The sequence below is a fragment of the Nocardiopsis alba genome, from assembly GCF_000710955.1.
Lineage (GTDB): Bacteria > Actinomycetota > Actinomycetes > Streptosporangiales > Streptosporangiaceae > Nocardiopsis > Nocardiopsis alba.
In genome coordinates this window covers 120,133-139,940 of sequence record NZ_BAZE01000011.1, presented here as the reverse complement: position 1 = coordinate 139,940, position 19,808 = coordinate 120,133, and the positions used below count along the sequence as shown (strand labels likewise).

7 protein-coding genes are annotated in these 19,808 nt (G+C 69.0%); all 7 read right to left on the bottom strand.

The annotated features are described in order from the left end of the window. Positions 1–20: 20 nt before the first annotated feature. Genes TR33_RS19580 through TR33_RS19550 form a run of 7 tightly spaced genes read right to left on the bottom strand, consistent with a single transcriptional unit; the run spans position 21 to position 19,316 of the window. Positions 21–4,592 carry an SDR family NAD(P)-dependent oxidoreductase gene (locus TR33_RS19580; RefSeq protein WP_042284625.1) on the bottom strand — a complete coding sequence of 1,524 codons (4,572 nt, stop codon included), beginning with the start codon at positions 4,590–4,592 and terminating at the stop codon, positions 21–23. Then, on the bottom strand, positions 4,589–5,836 hold the full coding sequence (locus TR33_RS19575; protein WP_042284624.1) for an ACP S-malonyltransferase: 1,248 nt from the start codon (positions 5,834–5,836) through the stop codon (positions 4,589–4,591). Before TR33_RS19575 ends, TR33_RS19580 begins: the two co-directional genes overlap by 4 nt. Then, positions 5,833–15,900: a non-ribosomal peptide synthetase/type I polyketide synthase gene (locus TR33_RS19570; RefSeq protein WP_234305892.1), complete on the bottom strand. Its 10,068-nt coding sequence runs from the start codon at positions 15,898–15,900 to the stop codon at positions 5,833–5,835. The genes TR33_RS19575 and TR33_RS19570 overlap by 4 nt, the downstream gene beginning before the upstream one ends. A 60-nt stretch (positions 15,901–15,960) precedes the next feature. Then, on the bottom strand, positions 15,961–17,109 hold the full coding sequence (locus tag TR33_RS19565) for an acyl-CoA dehydrogenase family protein (RefSeq protein ID WP_042284621.1): 1,149 nt from the start codon (positions 17,107–17,109) through the stop codon (positions 15,961–15,963). Next, positions 17,102–17,356, bottom strand: coding sequence for a phosphopantetheine-binding protein (locus tag TR33_RS19560; protein WP_017534292.1), 255 nt, complete (start codon positions 17,354–17,356; stop codon positions 17,102–17,104). Before TR33_RS19560 ends, TR33_RS19565 begins: the two co-directional genes overlap by 8 nt. 31 nt (positions 17,357–17,387) lie before the next feature. Next, a complete protein-coding gene (locus TR33_RS19555; protein WP_234305902.1) occupies positions 17,388–18,407 on the bottom strand; it encodes an HAD-IIIC family phosphatase in 1,020 nt (339 codons plus the stop codon). Positions 18,408–18,458: 51 nt separating this feature from the next. Continuing rightward, on the bottom strand, positions 18,459–19,316 hold the full coding sequence (locus TR33_RS19550) for a 3-hydroxyacyl-CoA dehydrogenase family protein (RefSeq protein ID WP_026124961.1): 858 nt from the start codon (positions 19,314–19,316) through the stop codon (positions 18,459–18,461). Positions 19,317–19,808 lie beyond the last annotated feature (492 nt).

Here is a 19,808-nt window from a genome sequence, read left to right as displayed (position 1 = left end):
GTCGAAATAGCGCGGTCCAGCTACAGAAGTCCACGGGTCTCCTCCACCGTGATCTCCCCTTGCTCCACCATGTCCAGCAGCCGGTCGAGGTCGTCGGCGCCTGCCGTGTCGTCCGTCGGCGTCGCCCCGCCGCCCGTGCCGTCCCCTCCGGCGCCGAGGCGGGAGGCGACGCACGCGGCCTGGTCGGCGATCGTCAGGAATCGGAACAGGTCGGTGATGTCCATGAGGCCGGGGAAACGCTCGTCGTAGAGCTTCAACATCTGCGAGGTCAGCAGAGAATTGCCGCCGAGGGAGACGAATTCGTCGTAGGCGTCCAGTTCCGTGACGTCGAGCGTCCGTGCCCAGATCTCGGCGACGGCCCGCTCGATCTCCCCGACGTGGTCCAGGCCGTAGAGGGAGACGGGCCGGTCCCCGGCCGCGCCGGGCCCGTCCGCCCGCCGTGCCGGCTCCGCCACGTTCGCCGCCGGCCGTTTCCTGCCGGGCATGATGACCGGCGGCCGTCCCTCACCCGCCATGAGCTCCCGGAGCAGGCCGGTCGCCTCGGCGGGGTCCAACGGAGGAAAGAGTTCGTCCTCGTCCACGGCGCCCAGGCGCTCGGCCATCCCGACCTCCCGCCACGCGGGCCACTGGACGCTCAGAGCGGGCAGGTTCCGCGCGCCGCGGTACTGGGCCAGGCTGTCGAGCACCAGGTTCGCGGCCGTGTAGTCGGTCTGGCCGTGGATCGGCAGAAGCCCGGAGACGCTCGAGAACACCACGAAGAAGCGCGGATCGTCGTCCCGGGTCGCCTCATGGAGGGCGATACCGCCCAGCGCCTTCGGTCGGTACACGGCCATGAACTCGTCGATGGTCTTGGTGTGCAGGAATCCGACGCCCGGCCGTCCCGCGAGGTGGATCACTCCCCCGATCCGTCCGTACCTTTCCCTGATCTCGCGGACGGTGCGCTCCACCGCCTCCGGGTCTCCCATGTCCAGGCGGAGGACCTCGGCGACGGCGGGGTCGTCCTGCGGTCCGAACGGAGGAGCGGAGGCGGGGTCCCGCCCTTCCGAGCCCAGCAGGACGAGGTTCCGGAACCCCTGCCCTGCCAGGTCCCGCGCCACCGCGGCGCCCAGGCCGCCCGTGCCACCGGAGATGATGACGGCACCGTCCGGAGGGGTCGGCCCCGGCGTCTCGTCCCGCGGCACCACGGCGTGCCGCTCGACGACCGGTTCGTGGGGCCGCTCCCCGCGATAGAACAGCAGCGGCGGCCGATCGGTGGCGCGTGCCTCCGTGATCAGGGCCTTCGGCGGGGTGTGCTCGTCGATGTCGACGCAGCGGATCCCGAGGGCCCGATACTCCAGGGCGGCGATCCGCGTCAGGCCGAGCACACCGGCCTGCCCCGGATCGACGGACTCCTCACCGGTGACGGCGAGCGCGCTCCGGGTCACGGCCAGTAGACCCGCGCCGAGCTCCGGCCGACGAGCGGCCAGCCCCTTCAGCAGGGAGACGGTCCTCTCCACGGGCTCGACCGCCCGTTCGGCCAAGGGCGTGCCGTCGTCCTCCGGAACACCGGCGAGGATCGCGAAGGCGAACGCGCGGCCCTCGTCGATCCGGTCGACGGCGGCGGTGTCGGCCACGTGCAGGTGGTCGTGACCGGCCGACCGGAGCTCGTCGGTGAGGTCGTCGAGCATCGGCCCGAAGTCGCCGCAGAGCAGGACCGTCCCCGTCAGGGCGTCCCCGGTTCCGACCTCGACCGGTGGTGAGGCCTTCCGGTAGCCCTGCACGTGCCCGTATCCACCGGAGCCGCCCAGGTCGAGGCCGACCGCCGATTTGACGCAGTAGTTGTCCACCGCCAGTACGACCCGACCGTCGGGGTCGGTGACCGTTACGTCGAACGCGTACAACCGTCCCTCGACCGAGGTGGGACGCTTGCGGAAGTGCGCCAGTACGCGGGCGGGCAGCGGCCCGTGGACCGTCAGTTCGCCGTAGGAGAGCGGCAGGTAGAGCCGTTCGTCGTCGTAGAGGCCGTTGGCCGCGTTGATCAGGGTGTCGAGCAGCGCCGGGTGCAGGAAGTAGTCGTCGGTCTCACCGTGGTACCGCGATGGCAGTTCCAGCTCGTAGAGCATCTCGGTCGCGTCGGCGTTCGCCCGACCGCCCCGCAGGCTCCCGGTCCACCGTTCGCCCAGTGTCAGTCCGTTGGAGAGGTCGAGCCGGTCGTCGTAATGCAGTGCGCGGCTCATTCGGCTCCGCACCCCCGCGAGGTCGACCGGCTCCGGTACCGCGATGTCCGGCTCGGTGACGAGTTCGGCGGTGGCGTTGCGCACCCACGCGCCGTCCGCGCCCCGTGCGGCGACGGTCACCTGGCGGACGCCGCCATCCGTATCGGCCTGCCCGAAGACGATGTGGACCTCGACCTCGGTACCGTCGTCGACCGCGAGCGGCGTGAGGAACCGAAGGTCGCGCAGCCTCATCCCGGAACCACCGTGGCCGAGGCCGCGGGCGGCCCGCACGAGCAGTTCCAGGATCCCGGTGCCGGGGAGCACGCCGACCCCGTCGATCCGGTGCTCGGACAGCTCCCAGAACCGCCGTGGGGAGAGTTCGCACATGGCGATGTCCGACTCCAGGGAACGCACCAGGTGGAGTTCCGCGCCCGGCCCGCCGCGGCGTTCCCCGCCGTCGGTCTTGAGCCAGCAGCGCAACGGCTCGAACGGATAGGTCGGCAACGGGATCCGGCGGGCGCCCGGGGAGGCGGCCCTGTTCCAGTCGACGTCGGCGCCGCGGACGTAGAGGCGGGCGAGGCGCCGCAGACCGTCGCGGTCGGGTGCCCCTCCGTCGAGCGACCGTGCCGCCTCACGGCTCAGCCGCTTCCTCTCGTCGGCGGTGAGGCCGCGGGGATCGCGTCGTTCGCCGCCGGCGGCCGCGAGTCGGAACTCCCCGGTGGCGATGTCGTCGGTGCCGTCCGTGCCGTCGGCGAAGCGTTCGAGGAGGGTCAGCAACTCCTCCCGGTCCTCGCACACGAAGGCGGCCCTGGACCGGTGGTGCATGCGCCCCGTCGACGCGGTGTGGCACAGATCCGCCAGGTGCACGTCACGTCCGCCCAGGAACCGCCGATAGCGCTCCACCAGCCGCTTGAGGCCCTCGGTGTCCGGCGCGCTCAACGGGAGCAGCATCGGACCGGTCGCGGCGACCCGCTCGGGTCCGGGGTCCGGGTCCGCGCTGCGTACCACGAGGTGGCAGTTGGTCCCGCTCAGGCCGAAACTGCTGATGCCCGCGTACAGGGTCTCGTCCGGGTCGCCGCCCCACGGCACCGTGCGGTCGTTGACGTACACCGGAGACGTCGGGAAGGAGATGTTGGGGTTGGGGTCCTCGAACCCGAGGCTCGCCGGCAGGGTCCGATGTCTCATCGACAACACCAGCTTGGCCAGGCCCGCCAGTCCGGAGGCGTTGTCCATGTGGCCGATGTTCGTCTTGACCGTGCCGATCCCGCAGAACTGCTTCCGCGTGGTGTGACGGGAGAACGCCCGCTCGATCCCCCCGATCTCCACCGGGTCGCCCAGGCGGGTCGCGGTGCCGTGCGCCTCGATGAAGCTGATCCGTTCCGCGGGGACACCGGCGTCGGCGAGCGCCGCGTCGATGAGGTCGCCCTGGGCGTCCGCGTTGGGCGCGGTGATGCCGTTGGAGGCGCCGTCCTGATTGACCGCGCCGCCCAGGATGACCGCATGGACGGTGTCGCCGTCGCGCTGTGCCCGATCGAGCGCCTTCAGGACGAAGACGACGCAGCCCTCGGCCGCGCTCGTCCCATCGCTCCTGCGGTCGAAGGTCCGCGTGCGGCCGTCCCGGGACGAGGTGTCCTGTAGGTCCTTGATGCCGATCCCGGAGCCGTCGTCCACGACCGGGAGCAGGTCGCTGTTGACGGCTCCGACGATCGCCATGCCGCAGTCCCCGCGCTGGATCGCGCGGCAGGCGGTGTGGACGGCGACCAGGCCCGAGGAGCACGCGGTGTCGACCAGCATCGAGGGGCCCCGGAGGTTCAGCAGGTACGCGATCCTGCTCCCGATGATCGACTTGACGTTTCCGGCGACGGAGATCTCCGGGGCGTCGGGGGAAACGGCCTGGATCATCGTCCGATAGTCCTCGCCGAAGTCGCTCGACATGCCCACGTAGACCCCGACCCTCCGGCCCTGGATCTCGGTGTTCAGGTGCCCGGCGTCCTCGAGCGCGGCCCAGGCTGTCTCGAGGAAGATCCGCTGGTCGGGATCGACGGCCCGGGCCTCCTGCCGGGACATGGAGAAGAACCGGTAGTCGAATCCGGCCACCGAGGGCAGGCGGGTGCCGTTCCAGTAGCGTTCGGGGGAGGGTCGTCGCGCCCCCCGGGCGGCCAGGTAGGCGTCGACGTCGGCGCGCCGCTCCTCGGAGAGCTCCCGGTGGCCGCGCTCGCCTCGCACGACCATCTCCCAGAACTCGTCGAGATCGGCGGCGTCGCCCACCCGCCCGCTCATCCCGATGATGGCGATCGGGGTGTCCCGACTCCCGACCCCGGAGTGGTCGATCCGCACCTCGGCGTCCTCGGGGAGGTCGGCCAGGTCCAGGTCGCCGATGGACAGCAGGGGATTCATGAGACGGCCCCTCCGGTCGGCTCGAGCAGCGCGGAGTCGCCGGTGCGCCGCAGGATCGACGTGATCCGCTCCCGCTGCTCGGCTTCGGGGACGCCCTTCGTCCCCATGATCGTGCGCAGCAGGTCGAGGGCCTCCCTCTTCCCCGCGTCGGTGAGCTCCTCGTCCTCGGTGGAGGCGAGCTCTTGGAGCCGGCGGTAGGGCGCGATGACACCGGAGGCGTACTCGTCGTCGTCGAAGTTCCTGTTCCGGGTCGCGGCGGCCGCTCCCAGGCACAGGCCTACGAGACCGGGGCGGTTCCTCCGCTCCTCGATGGCCCGATCGAGCGCCGCGTACGTCCCCTCGGCGTCCTCGCCGAGGCTGTGGGCACGCGCGTCCTCGACGGCACCGGCGACCATCTTGCCGAGGACGTTCTTCGGCCCCACCTCGATCCACAGCCCGACACCGTCCGCGGTCAGCGTCGACATGACGGCGTCCCACCGGACCGGGCTGGTGAGCTGCTCGGAGAGGGCTCCCCTGATCTCCTCGACGCTCTCGTACACCCGGCCCGTGACGGTGCTGCAGACCGGGACGGTCGGCTCCGTGAACCCGATCCTCCCGATCTCCGCCGCGTACGCGGGGACGGCGTCGGCCATGTGCGTGCTGTGGAAGGCGCCCGCCACGTTGAGCCAGGCGACCCTGGCGCCACGCTCCTCGAGCAGGCCGGCCATCCCCCGCAGCTCTTCGAGCGTGCCGGCCAGCACGGTCTGCTGCTCGGCGTTGTAGTTGGCCACCTGTACCGCGTGGCCGTCGGAGTTGAACTCCTCGGCCCATTTCTCGACCTGGGCCGCCGGCGTCCGGAGCGCGGCGATCATGCCCGTGTCACCGGCGGTGGTGCAGGCCTCCATGGCCTCGCCCCGGACCTTCACCAGCCGCACCGCGTCCTCGAAGCCCATCGCTCCCGCCGCGAGCAGCGCGGTGATCTCGCCCAGGCTGTGCCCGGCCATGTGGGTGACCGGCAGCCTGCGGTCCCTACTGATCACCTCGTACATACCGAAGCTCAGGACCAGCAGCGCGACCTGCGCGTGCCGCGTCCGGGTGAGCTCGGACGCGGGTCCGGTGAAGCAGAGATCGGCGAGCGAGTAACCCACTATCTCGGAGGCCTGGTCGAAGCGTTCTCGAACGCTGCTCTCCGACTCGAACCAGGAACGACCCATTCCGGTGAATTGGGACCCCTGGCCGGGAAACAGGAGCGCGAGGTTGGTCATGACTGATCCTTCCGGTCCGGTGCGTGCGCGTGTCCAGTTGTGGTGTCGACCGCACGGGGAGGGGTGCGGGAACCGGAGTCTCCGGTGGGCGGGGCGAGGAGCCCCAGCAGCCGCACGTAGCCGTCGAGCAGTCCGTGTACGGCCTCGGGGGCGATCTCCCCCCGGTGGGCGAGCGCCACGGTCGCCGGCCGCGCGGTCACGTCGGTCCCCAGAACGAGGTCGGCGTACCGGAGGAGCTCGCTCTCCTCCGTTCGTGCGCGATCGGTGCACGCGATGGTCACCCTGGCGCCGTCGCCGCGACCCGGGCGTATCCGGTCGAGCTCCACCTCGCGGTCGGCGTCGCCGACGGATCGCAGGTGATCGTCGACCAGCTCGGCGAGGTCGGTCCGGCCGACGAGGTCGAAGGTGACCGCGGCGACCCGTCCGGGGGCGGTCGCCACGTGGAGCGTGACGTCGTCACAGGACAGTGCCTTGCCGACGGTCAGCGCGAACGCGGCGTGCGCCAGGGCCCGCGCCGTGGCCCCGTCGCCCGTGCCGTGCCGCAGCAGCGCGGACCGCACCCGGTCCGGCAGGGCGACCTCCGCGGTCCCGTCGACGCCCCGGCCCGGCACGAACCAGTCCTCGGGCGGCCGCACACCGCTGTCGGTCGGGGCGTCGGCCGGGCGGCTCCGCGCCGATCTCCGCTCCAGGAGTTCCTGCTGCCCTCCGAGAGTCGGTTCGGCGAACAGGTCGCTGACGTCGAGCGTCCCGGGGAAGGCGGCGTTCAGCTTCTCCAGCAGCAGGATGAGGCTGAACGAGTTGCCTCCCAGGTCGAAGAAGCTCTCGTCCGGGCCGAACGGGACGTCGCCGAGCACCGACCTCCACGCCATGAGAAGGTCCTCGCTCACCTCCGAGGGCTCGTCCGGCCGGCCGCCACCGACCGGTACGGCCTCCAGGAGGGCCAGGGCCGGGCGGTCGATCTTGCCGCTCGTCGTCATCGGCACGGCGGGGACCGCCGTGAGCGTGGCCGGGACCATGTGGCCGGGCAGTCTCCCGTTCAGGAAGTCCTTCAGCGACTCCGGCCCGACCTCCGCGTCCTCGCGTACTTCGTAGAACCCGCGGATGACCCGGTTCCCCGGCGAGACCTCGTCCACGATCACCCCGGCCCCGACCACGTGTACGTGCTCGGTGAGGGCCTGCTCGATCTCCTCGAGCTCGATGCGGTGCCCCCGGACCTTGACCTGGTTGTCCAGCCGACCGAGGCAGCGGACCTCACCGTCGTGCCACAGGGCGCGGTCCCCGCTGTTGTAGATCCGGCCCTCTCGGAAGGGGTCGTCGCGGAAGGCCTCACGGGTGAGCTCGGGACGGTACAGGTACCCGGGCGACACTCCGCGGCCACCGATCCACAGGGCGCCCTCGGTGCCCTCGGGGACGAGTTGGAGGTCGTCGTCGAGCACGTAGAAGGTGGTGTTGGCGATGGGCCTACCGATGGTGACAGGGGCCTGGCCGGTGAGCTCCTTGACGCTGGACCAGATACAGGTCTCGGTGGGCCCGTACACGTTGAAGATCCGGCCCGACGTCCCGGCCCGCAGATCCGGCAACAGGTCCTCGGGGAAGGCCTCGCCTCCGACGACGAGCCTCTCCAACGGCGCCAGTGCCCTGCGCGCCGCGTCCGGGTCGGCGCACAGCATGCGCAGGCGGCTCGGCGTCATCTGCATGTAGGCGACGCCGTTGGCGGCCACGAACTCCGCGATCTCCGCCGGTGTCCGTGCCTCCCCCTCGCCCGCCATCGCCACGGTTCCACCGGTGACCAGGGTCATCAGGGTCTCGAGGAGATGGATGTCGAACGACGGGGTCGTCAGGCACGCCGTCGTCACGTTCTCCTCCCAGTCCAGCGCCTTGGGCATGCCCCAGAGGAAGTTGGCCAGCGCGTCGTCGGCGACCGTGACGCCCTTGGGGCGACCGGTAGAACCGGAGGTGAAGATGATGTACGCGAGACCGTCGGGGTCGTCCTCCGAGGGTTCCGGTACGACCGTCTCCGGGAGGTCCCGGTCACGGATCGTCAGCGCCCTCCCGTCCGGTGGAAGGACCGATTCGTTCTCGGGAAGGCACAGGATCCTCGTCGGCTTCGCGACCTCGATCACGGAGTGCAGCCGCGCCGGCGGATCGGTCACGTCCAACGGCAGCCAGGTGGCACCGACCCGGTGGACGGCCAGCATGGCGGCCACGAGGTCCGGCGACCGCGGCAGCAGCAGCCCGACCGGATCCCCCCTTTCGACCCCGGAGTCACGGAGCAGGGCGGCGAGCCGCCCGGCCCTCTCGGACAGTTGGGCGTACGTCGTCACCTCGTCCTGGAAACGGATCGCCGGACGGTCGGCGTGCTCGGTGAACACCCGGTCGAACAGCTCCGCGAGGCCGGGCACGTCGGTCGTACGCGGACCGGAGCCCCAGGACAGGAGCCGCTCCGTCGTGTCGTCGTCGATCAGCGGGATCTCACCGATCCTGCGATCGGGGTCCCGCACGGCCTGCGCGACGAGTGCGTGGAACCGGGCCATCAGATCGGCGATTCTCCGCTCGCCGAACACGCCGGAGTGGTTCAGGTCGACGAACAGACCACCGTCGCGCTCGGTGATCTCCAGGGTCAGGGCGAGCATCGAGCCGCGCATGCCGAAGTCCTCGGTGGTGGCGGTGAGATCACCGAACCTGTGCGCGCGCCCCCGGGCGTTCGTGTAGATGAACATCGTGTCGTACAGGGCGTTGCGTCCGTGGTCGCGCTCCAGGTCCAACTCCTCGATCAACGTCTCGTAGGAGTAGTGCGCGTGTTCGATCGCGGCGAGACCCGTGTCGCGTACCCGCCGAAGGTGATCCGACAGGCGGGTACCGGAGTCCGGCCTCAGCCGCAGCGGCAGCGACTGGGCGAACATCCCGACCGTGCCCTCGAAGGAGCCCAGGGAACGCTGATCCAACGGCACTCCGACGCACAGGTCGCTCTCGCCGCTCGTCCTGGCCAGCAGTACCGACCACAACGACAGGTAGAAGAAGAACGGTGTCGTCCGGTGCTCGCGGATGACCTTCGTGGCCGCCTCGTGCACCTCGGGGTCGATGCGCGTGTAGTGGTGGCCCCCGCTGAAGTCGTTGATGGCGGGGAGGGGCTCGTCGGTCGGGACCGCGAGGGGAGGGGGCGGTGTCTCGAACTCGCGGAGCCACCACCGCCGGTGGTCCTGGTAATCGGGTCGATCGGGCAGCTCGGATCGGATCCGTACGTACTCCTCGTAGCCCGCGGGCTCCTCGGTGTCGGTCGGACGCCCGTTCGACAGATGGTCGGCGAGCTCGCCGATGATCAGTTCCAACCCCCGGCCGTCGACGATGATGTGGTGGAACGAGACGACGAGGTCATCGGTGCCGTCCTCGCCGACGACGATGCCGTAGCGCCACAGCGGCGCCCGGGTCATGTCGAGCGGAGCGTTCATCACGTCCGCGATCTCCTCCGTTCCCGCCCCGTCGAAGAGGTGGGCCTCGGGATCGATGTCCTCGAGGACACGGCAGACGACGTCTCCGGAATCGATCTCGTAGCGGCTACGCAGTTTGGGGTGCCTTCGGGCGATGGCGCGAAAGGCCGCGTCCACCCGGTCCGGGTCCAGCGATCCGTCGAAGTGGAGGCGGGCCGGGACCTGGTAGGCCTCGTTCCCGCCACGCATACGGGAGTTCACGTAGACCCGCTTCTCCTCCGCGGAGAGCGCCATGGATCGGGGCCCGCTCCGCGTGGCCGCGGGCTCCGTCCCGGTGCCCACCGCGTCGGAACCGGAGCGGGAGACCGACCGCGAACGCCGGAATTCGAAGCCCCCGGCCCGGATCTCCCGCACGGCCGTCCGGAACGCCTCGAGGACGCGTTCCTTGTCCTCTTCGGTGTGGGCCAGCGAGAAGTACCCCGACCGGCGTTCCCACACGAACACGCCGTGGTGGGCCATCAGTTTGAAGAAGAGGTTCGTGGTCAGGGTCATCAGGGCCATGTCGCGCTGCGCCACGTTCTCGTACTTGTACATCGAGGCGCAGTGCGACAGCCGGATCGGTACCTCTTCCCGATCGAAGAAGTCGTTGGCCCTCCGCACGAAGTCGTCCGTGAACCTGTTCAGCTCGGCGAGCCGCTCCTCGCCGTTCTCCTTGAGGAAGGTCAGCACCGCACGGCAGGCGGCCATGGTCAAGGGGTGCTTGCAGAACGTTCCGGCGAAGAAGGTCGTCGGCACCGCCGGCCGGGAATCGTCGGCGTCGGAGAACCCTCCACCGTCGACGGCGTCGAGATAGGTGCTCTTGCCGGCGACGATGCCCACCGGCATACCGCCGCCGACGAGCTTGCCGTACAGCGAGATGTCGGACTCGACCCCGAAGTACTCCTGGGCTCCGCCCAGTGCGAGCCGGAAGCCGACGATCATCTCGTCGAAGATCAGCGCGATCCCGTGCTCGGTACAGATCCGTCGGAGCTCGCGCAGGAACTCCGCGGGTCGCAGGCCCGGATTGCGGGACTGCACCGGTTCCACCAGCACGGCGGCCAGGTCACCGCCCTGCCGGCGGATGCGCTCCAGCGACTCCTCGGCCCCGTAGCGGAGAACCACGGTGTCCTCGACCATGGCCGGGGGGATACCGATGGTCAGCGGAACGCTATCGGTTCCGTCGCTCTCGGCCAGGACCGCGTCGGAACCGCCGTGGTAGGAGTCGGTGAACCGTACGATCTTGTCCCGTCCGCTGACCGCCCTGGCGAGCCGCAGCGACACCATCACCGCCTCGGTACCGGTGTTGCAGAAGGCGACCCGTTCGGCACCGGTCATGTCGTGGATCAGTTCCGCGACCTCTCCGGCGACCCTGTTCTGGGGGCCCAGCTCGAACCCCGACTCGAGTTGCTCGCGCACCGCGCGTACGACGAAGTCGGGCTGGTGTCCGAAGAAGTGGACGCCGTAACCGATCCCGGTGTCGACGTACCGGTTGCCGTCCACGTCCCAGAACGCGGCGCCTTGGGAGCGGGAGGACACCAACGGATAGGAGGTGTCCCTCAGGTCCGTGTCGAAGTTGAGCGAGTTGATCCAGTCCGCCATGTGCCGGCGGTGGGAGTCGGCATAGGCCCGCGACCCCGCGGTCCTGGCGGTGTAACGGGCGACGAAGTCGGCGATGAACCGCCGCTGCCGTTCGGTGAGCCTGCTGCCGCTCAGCGAGATGTTGTTGGTGTACGCGCCGACCTTGCGAGACCTGCCCGGCGCCCGGCGCCGCGGCACGGCCTCGAGGTCCGGCTCCGGTGCGCCGGCCGCGCCGGCAGCGGGCGCCGTGCCCCCGAGCACCTGGAGCTGTTCCCGCATGAGGGCCAGTTGGGAATGGACCACCGCCTCGATCCCGGAGGCCGAGGTACCGCCCGGCCCGGCGACGGGCGGGGACGACGCCTCGCCCGGCCGCGGATCGGGCACGGACGGCACCGAAGGCGCCGGCGCCGGTTCCGGGGAGGGTTCGGGCTCCGGACGGTTCCGCAGGACGAAGTCGGTCACCCGTCCCACCGTGTGGAGCGATTCGAAGAACGTGGTGATCGGGATGTCGAGCGCGTAGTGCTTCTCGATGCGCTTGCCGAGCTGCACGAGCATGAGCGAGTCGACACCGAGCGAGAACAGCTCCACGTCCGGGTCCAGTTCCGAGGTCGCCACGCCGGTGACCTCGCTCAGCGCCCGCGTGATGACCTCCGCCACGGCCTTCTCCTCGGCGTGCCTGCGGGGGGCGTCGGCGGGAACGGCCGCGGTGTCCCCCGCGGAGCCGCTCGTCGGACCACTCGGCGTGACGTCGGCCGTCACGGTGTCGTCGGCTCGGACGTCCACGGTCGCGCCACCCTCTCCGGTGCGGTCTCGATACCAGATCCGTTGCCTGTCGAACGGGGTGTGCGGTAGGTCGTGGAGCAGCCGCCCCGTGCCCGACGGTCGGCCGAGGTCGAGCTCGGCGCCCAGCTCCCACAGCCGGCCGACGCCCTCGAGGAACTGCCGCACGTCGGACCTGCCCTTGCGCAGACTCGGGAGGACCACCACGTCGTCACCGAACTCCTGGGCGACGAGCCCGCCCAGCGTCGCCGTGGCGCCGATCTCGACGAAGGTACGCAGACCCGCCCGGACGGCCCAGGCCACGGCGTCCTTGAACAGGACGGGTTCGACCATGTGCCGACTCCAGTGGTCGGCGTCGACCGGAGAACCGGGTTCGACCGGCCTCGCGGTCCGCGTGGAGATCCATTCGATCGACGGGGCGTCGAAGTCCCATCCGCGGATCCGATCCCGCAGGCTCTCCGCCGCCGAGGCCATCCGTGCCGAGTGGAAGGGATGCGACACGTCGAGCCGCTCCACGAAGACGCGGTTCCGACGCGCGGCCTTCAGGACCGCGGCCAGGCTGTCGGCCGGGCCTGAGACGGTGACGTTCTCCGAGGAGTTCACGGCCGCCAGTGAGACGTCCGGGGCGGAGGCGAGCAGCTCCCTCGCCCGTTCGGCGGAGCACAGAAGGGTCGCCATCGAACCGTCGGCCGGAGAGTCCGCGACCACGCGCGCCCGGTGAACGACCAGTTCGACGGCCTGTTCGCGGCTCATGGCTTCCGCGAAGCAGGAGGCGGCGTACTCGCCGATGCTGTGGCCCATGACCGCGGCGGGGGTGACGCCCCGGCTCGCCCAGTATCGGGCGAGCGCCAACCCGACCGAGAAGATCATCGGCTGGGTGTACATCGGCGACCGGAAGCGCTCGTCCTCCTCCTCGGCGAACATGACCTCCAGGAGGGAGATGTCGGCGACCCTGCGGAACTCCCGGTCGAGCTCGTCCAGTTCGCGCCGGAACTCCTCCGCGTGGTCGTAGAGCTCACGGGCCATGCCCGGGTACTGCGTCCCCTGACCGGAGAACATGAACACCGGCCCCGACCCGTGCGGGTCGGCCTTGACCATCTCTCCGGCGGATTCCGTTCCGGCGACGGTCCGCATCTCCTCCATCGAGGCGCAGACCAGGGCCCTCCGGTACTTCAGGCCGCGCCGCCTGCCCAACGTGTGCGCCACGTCGCCGAGGTCCGCCGTGCTCTGGGCGCTCCAGTCGGAGAGACCGCGCAGCCCGCTGCGGAGCGCCTCGGCGGAATTCGCCGAGACCGGCAGCAAACGGGGTGTGTCCGAAGCGCCGAGGGTGGGCCGTGTCTCCTCCCGCCGCTTCTCGTGCTCCGCGACGATGACGTGGGCGTTGGTCCCGCTGACGCCGAACGAACTGATCCCCGCCACACGGCGCCCGTTCGAGGGCTCCCATGGAACGTCATCGGTGATGACCTCGACCGGGGCGTCGTCCCAGTCGATGAGGCGGTTTCCTTCGCGGAAGTGCAGTGTGGCCGGCAGACGCCCGTGCTGGAGGCTGGTCACGACCTTGCAGAGCGCCGCCATGCCCGCGGCGGACTCCAGGTGCCCCAGGTTCGACTTGACGCTGCCGACGCCGACCTTCTCCGTACGGCCCGCGAAGACCCTGGCCAGGGAGTTGATCTCCTGAGGGTCACCGATGGGTGTTCCGGATCCGTGGGCCTCGACGTAGGAGACGTCCTCCACCCCCACCCCGGCCTCGGCCATCGCGTCCCTGATCACCTGGCTCTGGGCGACGCTGCTGGGTACGGTGAATCCGCCGCCGCGACCGTTGTGGCTGACCGCGGAGCCGTGCAGGACGGCGAGGACGTCGTCGCCGTCACGCTCGGCGTCCGCCAGCCGCTTGAGGATGACGACGACGCCACCCTCACTGCGGATGTAGCCGTCGGCCCCGTCGTCGAAGCTGCGGCAGCGGCCCGATGGCGACAGGGCGCCCAGCCTCGACCACGACAGGTGCCCCTCGGGGCTGAGGATCAGGTTGACGCCCGCGGCCACGACGAGGTCGCATCCGCCCCGCTTCAGCTCCTGACCGCCCAGGTGGAGGGCGTACAACGAGGACGAGCACGCCGTGTCGATCGCCATGCTGGGGCCCCGGAAACCGAAGGTGTAGGAGATACGCCCGGCGGCGGCGTTGGCCATGTTGCCGGTGTACGTGTACGCCTCGTGGGAGTATCCGAGGTCCTGCCCGACCTGGCGGTAGTCGTTGTTGTAGATGCCGACGAACGTTCCGACCCGGCCGGCGGTACCCGCGGCGTACGGGTCGAGGCCCGCGTCCTCGAAGGCCTCCCAGGTCAGCTCGAGGAGCAGCCGCTGCTGCGGGTCGATCAGCTCGGCCTCGCTCGGCGAGATACCGAAGAACGCCGGGTCGAACCGGTCGACGTCGCGCAGGTAGCCGCCCTGCGTGGTGGTCACCTCAGCGGTGTCCAAGGAGCTCTGCGCCCATCGGTCCTCGGGGATCGGCTCCACGACGTCGGTCTTCTCGATGAGCACGTCCCAGAGCCGTCGCCGATCGTCGATGCCCCCGGGCAGCCGCATCCCCATACCGACGATCGCGACGGGTCCGCCCGACGCCGCCGGAGCGGGGGACGGAGACGGACGGGGGGCCGGTTCCCTCGCCCGGTCGGGGGGATCGAGCGTCCGCCGTATCTCCTCGACCAACGCCATCGGCTCGGGGTGGTCGATGATGCACGTGCTCTCCAGGCGAATGTCGAGCCTGCGCTCGAGCTTGGCCTGTAGGGAGACCAACCGGATCGAGTCGAGGCCGAGGGAGAACAGGTTCGCTTCGCGCAGCGCCGGGTCCAGGAGGACGTCGTCGGCGGACCCGCCCTCCAGTTCGCCGACGATGTACGAGACGATCGCGTCGACCAGCTCACTGCCGGCCGCGACCGGCTCGGAGGGCGCGTCCGACCCGGTGGACACGGTCGGCCCGGTGGCGTCGTCGTCCACCGGCAGCGGTCGGCTCCAATCGACCGGCGCCCCGTGCGTCCAGGCCTCCGCCAGGGAGACGACGAAACGGGACGCCCCCTGACGGTCACGACGCAGGGTGCCGATCACCCGCGCGTCGCTCCCGAGATCCGCGACGACCTCCTTCGTGGGACGAACGAGCACCGGGTGGGCGCTGAGCTCCACCAGTGTCCGGTGGCCGTCGGCGAGCACGGCACGAGCCGCCCGCTCGTACATCACCGGACTGCGTAGATTGCGGTACCAGAACTCGGCGTCCAGCTCCGCGGTGTCGATACGTCCACCGGTGGTACCGGCGTAGAAGGGGAGTTCCGTCTCCCGCGGGGAGACACGACCGAGCGAGGCGAGCAGGGACTCGCGTTGCGGTTCGACCCTTGGAGAGTGCGCGGGGAACTCGACGGACAGCCTCTGGGCGTAGATCCCCTCGTCGCGCAGGTCCTCGACGATGCGGTCGACGGCCGGATCGGTGCCGGCGATCACCACCGAACGGGCATCGAACACCCCGGCGACGTCGATGGCGTCGGATCCGCCGGAACCGAAACGCTCATGAACCTCCTCGGTGGTCAGTCCGACCATCGCCATACCGCCCTGGCCCACCATCGGGACGTGCGCCCTGCTCCACAGCACGGCGACACGCGCGGCCTCGTCCAGCGGCAGAGCACCCGTCACGCACGCCGCGGCGATCTCACCGAGGCTGAAACCGAGGACACCCGCCGGCTCGACGCCATGGGAGCGCCAGAGGCCGGCCAGCGCGACCATGATCGAGAAGAGGACCGGTTCCACGACGTCGGGCCGCCGCAGCTCCGACTCCGGGCCCGCGCCGCGCAGGACGTCCACGAGGGACCAGTCGACGTGCGGGGCGAGAGCGTCGGCGCACTCGCCGATCCGCCGGGCGAACTCGGGAGAGGCCTCCAACAGGTCGACGCACATCCCCGGGAAGACCGTGCCCTGCCCGGGGAAGATGAACACCGGCCGCTCGTCACGGTCGGCGACGCCCCACACCACCCGCGGGTCCTCGTGTCCCTTGGACACGGCGGTCAAAGGCTCCCGCCAGTCGTCTCCGCGGGGCAGCAGGACGGCCCGGTGCGCGCGTGCCGGGCGCGTCGACACCAGGGAGTCGGCCGCGTCCGAGGAACCGGCCGTCCCCTTCTCGACCTTCCTCAGGAGCCGTGTCGCGCGATCGCGCAGGGCCCTCTTACTCGGTGCGCTCAGAACCCATGGAGTCGTCATCGACACCGCCGCCCGTACCCGGAGGCGACCAGAAAGCAGAAGCTGTACATCTTTCCCGAGTCAACCTTTCCTGGAAAAAGTTTTGAGACCGAAATCAGCAATGAGCGTCTCCTGCACCTGCGAGGTCCCCTCAATGATCTCCAGAATCTTCGCTTCCCTGAAAAGACGCTCGGCCGGATATCCGTTCCAACACCCGTTCCCACCGAGCACCTGAACCGCGTTCGAAGTGACACGGCAGGCGGCGGTCGAAGAGAAGTACTTGGCGATGTTCGTCGCCGCGATCGCGTCCGGGCTGCGTTCGGCGCTCAGCCTCCCGGCCCTCACGCACAGCTCGCGTGCGGCGGACACGCTGGTGACCGCGTCCGCGATCATCCCCTGTACCAGCTGGAACGACCCGATCCTGCTGCCGAACTGGCGACGCCGGACCGCGTACGTGCACATCTCCTCCAGGGCGGCCTGCGCGAGCGCCACACCCGCCCAGGCGATGCTGTAGCGCCCGTGGAACAGTGCCGTATTGGCGACGAAGGCGAATCCCGCACCGATTCCCGAAACGAGGTTCTCAGCCGGGACCTCTACGTCGGAGAGGACGATCTCGGCCATGTGCGTAGCCCGGTTTCCGAGCATCCCCGACATCGGAAAAGTCTCGACCCCCGGCATGTCCCGGTCGACGAGAAAGGCGCTGACGACGCCGTTGTCCACGGCGAAGACGAGGAATACATCGGCGATCCCGGCGAAGGAGATCCATTTCTTGCGGCCGTTCAGAAGGAACACGTCGCCCTTCCGCGTGTACCTCGTGGACATCCCTCCGGCCTCGGACCCCGCGTCGGACCCGGACTCGGCCTCCGACAACGCGAAGCAGGCGATCCTCCGGCCTCGCGCGAGGTCGGGCAGGTACTTCTCCTTGATCCTTCGGGACGTCCTGCCGGCCAGGGTCTGGGCCACGAGGGACGCGTGAACGGTCAGCAGCGCGCGGGTCGAAGCGCACGCCTTGCCGATGATCTCGGTGAGCTCGCCGTACTCGATCGGGGTCAGGCCCAGGCCGCCCCACTCGACCGGGACCGTCGCTCCGAGGAAACCCTCGTCCGCCATCCGCTCGACGACCTCGCGTGGAAGCCGCTCCTCGCGGTCGAACTCACCTGCGCGGGGCGCCAGTTCCACGGCGAAGGCCTCGGCCCGCTTCAGGACGGAATCCGGGGAACGGTCACTCACGGCGCACCGCTCTCAGCTCCGACACCATCTCCGCCATCCGCTCGACCGAGCTGAAACGGTGCAGGTTCAGGTGCTCGTCGGGGACCTCGACGTCGAAGGCGCTCTCGATGTGGGCCAGAAGTTGCATGGCGAACATCGAGGTGACGAAACCCTTCTCGAAGATGTTGTCGTCGTCTCGAAGGCCGTCCTCGCCCAGCGAGGCGATGTTGTCCTTGATGTAGCCCCGGATGCTCTCGCGAACATCCATGTCGGGAGCCGCATCGACCGGTGTTCCGCTGTCATGCATCGACGTTCACCCTTACGTGGTCGGGGTAGTCACGGACGATCTCGAGATCGTTCTCGAACAGGTGGTCCACTCCGTCACGTGAGACGACGTGGAAGTTCGCCAACCGGTAGGTGAGGAGCATCTGGCGGTTGCGGTCCGTACGCCGGAACCTGGCGAAGAGGCGGGCTCCGCGCTCCGCGGCCCGCTTGACCAGGAACTGCAACAGCACCGTTCCGACGCCCTTGGAGACCGTTCGGCAGGACATGAGCAGCAGCGCGATCGTCCACTGGTCGCCGGACTTCTCCACCAGCGCCATCCCGACCTTGCCGTAGGAGCCATAGCGGTCCGTCAGCTCACAGACCCACAGGTCATGGCCCGGATCGTCGATGAGCTTCTCGAGTTCGTCGTACGAGTAGTGGATGCCGGTGGAATTGAGCTGGCTGGTCCTGTGGGTCAGCTCCTCCAGACGCAGCAGGTCGTCCCCTCCGGCCGGGGAGATGTCGAGGACCATGTCGAGGCTGCGCAGGAACTCGTCGTGGGGTCCTTGGAAGGCGAGCTCGGACCGGTCGCGCTGTTCGCCCTCCCGGTACATCAGGCGCCTGCGCCTCGCGTCCTCGGTGACGTGGACCGGGGACAACCGCGGCAGGTCCGTCAGCAGGAACCGGTCGGCGGCGTCGATCGTCTCGACGTCCGGGTGAACGAAGGCGACCTCGTCACGTTCGAACTCCTGGTCGTCGATGAAGATGAAGGTGTCCAGACCGATGTTCAGCTTCGCCTGAAGCTCGGTCAGGGAACTGGACTTGCTGTTCCAGTTGATCTGCGGGTGGAGAAAGTACTCCGCGAGACCGAATTCCTCGAGTTTGCGCATGGCGTCGTCGTGGTTGTTCTTGCTCGCTATGGACTGTAGGATGCCGCGCTCGTCCAGCGTCTTGACGGTCTCGAGAATCCGCGGATCCACAACCACTTCGTCACCCGATGAGAGGGTTCCCTTCCAGAGCGTATCGTCGAGATCCCACACGACACATTTCGCCATCTTCACCGACTGCTTCACTCCCATGCGCGAACCGTCACATGACTTTCACGTTCAACGAGAAACACCGTAGGTGTAGAAACCCTGTCCGCTCTTACGACCGGTCAGTCCGGCGTCGACCATCTTTTTCAATAGCGGACAGCAGCGGAACTTCGGATCCTGTAGATCGTCGTACAGAACCCGCAAAGAGTCGACGACGGTATCCAGACCGATCAGATCAGCGGTGGCGAGCGGCCCCATCTTGTGCCCGTAGCCCAAGGTGAATATCTCGTCGATCTGTTCAGGGTCGGCGACCCTTTCTTGAACGAGAAACGCCGCCTCGTTCATGAACAGGTGGGACAGCCTGTTGGAGACGAACCCGGGGCTATCGCGCACGACGACGGGCCGTTTCCCCAGCGAGTCGACGAAACCCTCGGCCAGCTTCACCGTCTCGTCGGACGTGTGGTGACCTCGCACGAGCTCCACGCACTCGATGAGCGGTACCGGGTTCATGAAGTGCATGCCGATCACCGACTCGGGCCGTGCGGCCAGGGCCGCGAGCCTCGTGATCGAGACGCAGCTGGTGTTCACCGCGATCAGGGGGCCCTCCCCGCACACCTCCCGCAGCTCGCGGTGGACCTCCTCCTTGACGGCGGCGTCCTCGACGACATTCTCGATGATCCGGTCGGCCCCGGCGAACTCCGCCATGTCATCGGTGATACGAATACGGTCGGGAATGCCTTTGTCACGCCACCGAGGATCTTCTGGAGCCGTCATCCGGTAACGCCTTACGAGGGTGCGTATGTCACCTTCGGCCGCCCCGAGAACACCGGGGTCGTGATCGTAAAGCACCACGTTATACCCGCTGGCGGCGCAAGTAACGGCCACGTCCTTACCCATCACTCCGGATCCAATGATCCCGACAACGGACATCGCCACCTCACCTCCCTTGGCAGGATCATGCGACTGTTCCAATGACGCCCCGCGAAACCCTCACTCGGCGATTGGCAGCCTAGCGTCGTCCACTGCGCCAGGGAAGAGAGGATTCAAGACTCCTTCGGTTTGAATTGATCTTCCAGAGCGTGATTCAGACGCTCTTGCGGGAGTTATCGCTGGCCCTGGGCACGCGGACCGCGACAATCCAGGATCGTCAATTATTGGAATTACATAAGGAATTCCCCTTATGACGCCGAGTGACGATCCCCCCTTGAGTCGAGCAAATGTCCGAGAAGTGACTCCGAGATGTGGAAACCTCGACCCGTGTCCTTTCGGGGAGAGCGAACGGGGCGACCGTCCCTGGACCGGGATTCCGACGGAGTGGGACGGCGAGACGTGAATCACGCCTCCACCTGCGTTATCAGCTGGTTCGAGCGCGTCCGAAGCGGCCGGGCAGGGGGTTCTCCCTCCACCGTCCGACCGGAGAAC

Bases quoted from the DNA above. Each gene is read 5' to 3' on its own strand.
- TR33_RS19580 (WP_042284625.1), bottom strand. From the start codon at position 4,592: ATGAATCCCCTGCTGTCCATCGGCGACCTGGACCTGGCCGACCTCCCC.
- TR33_RS19575 (WP_042284624.1), bottom strand. From the start codon at position 5,836: ATGACCAACCTCGCGCTCCTGTTTCCCGGCCAGGGGTCCCAATTCACC.
- TR33_RS19570 (WP_234305892.1), bottom strand. From the start codon at position 15,900: ATGACGACTCCATGGGTTCTGAGCGCACCGAGTAAGAGGGCCCTGCGC.
- TR33_RS19560 (WP_017534292.1), bottom strand. From the start codon at position 17,356: ATGGATGTTCGCGAGAGCATCCGGGGCTACATCAAGGACAACATCGCC.
- TR33_RS19555 (WP_234305902.1), bottom strand. From the start codon at position 18,407: ATGGCGAAATGTGTCGTGTGGGATCTCGACGATACGCTCTGGAAGGGA.
- TR33_RS19550 (WP_026124961.1), bottom strand. From the start codon at position 19,316: ATGTCCGTTGTCGGGATCATTGGATCCGGAGTGATGGGTAAGGACGTG.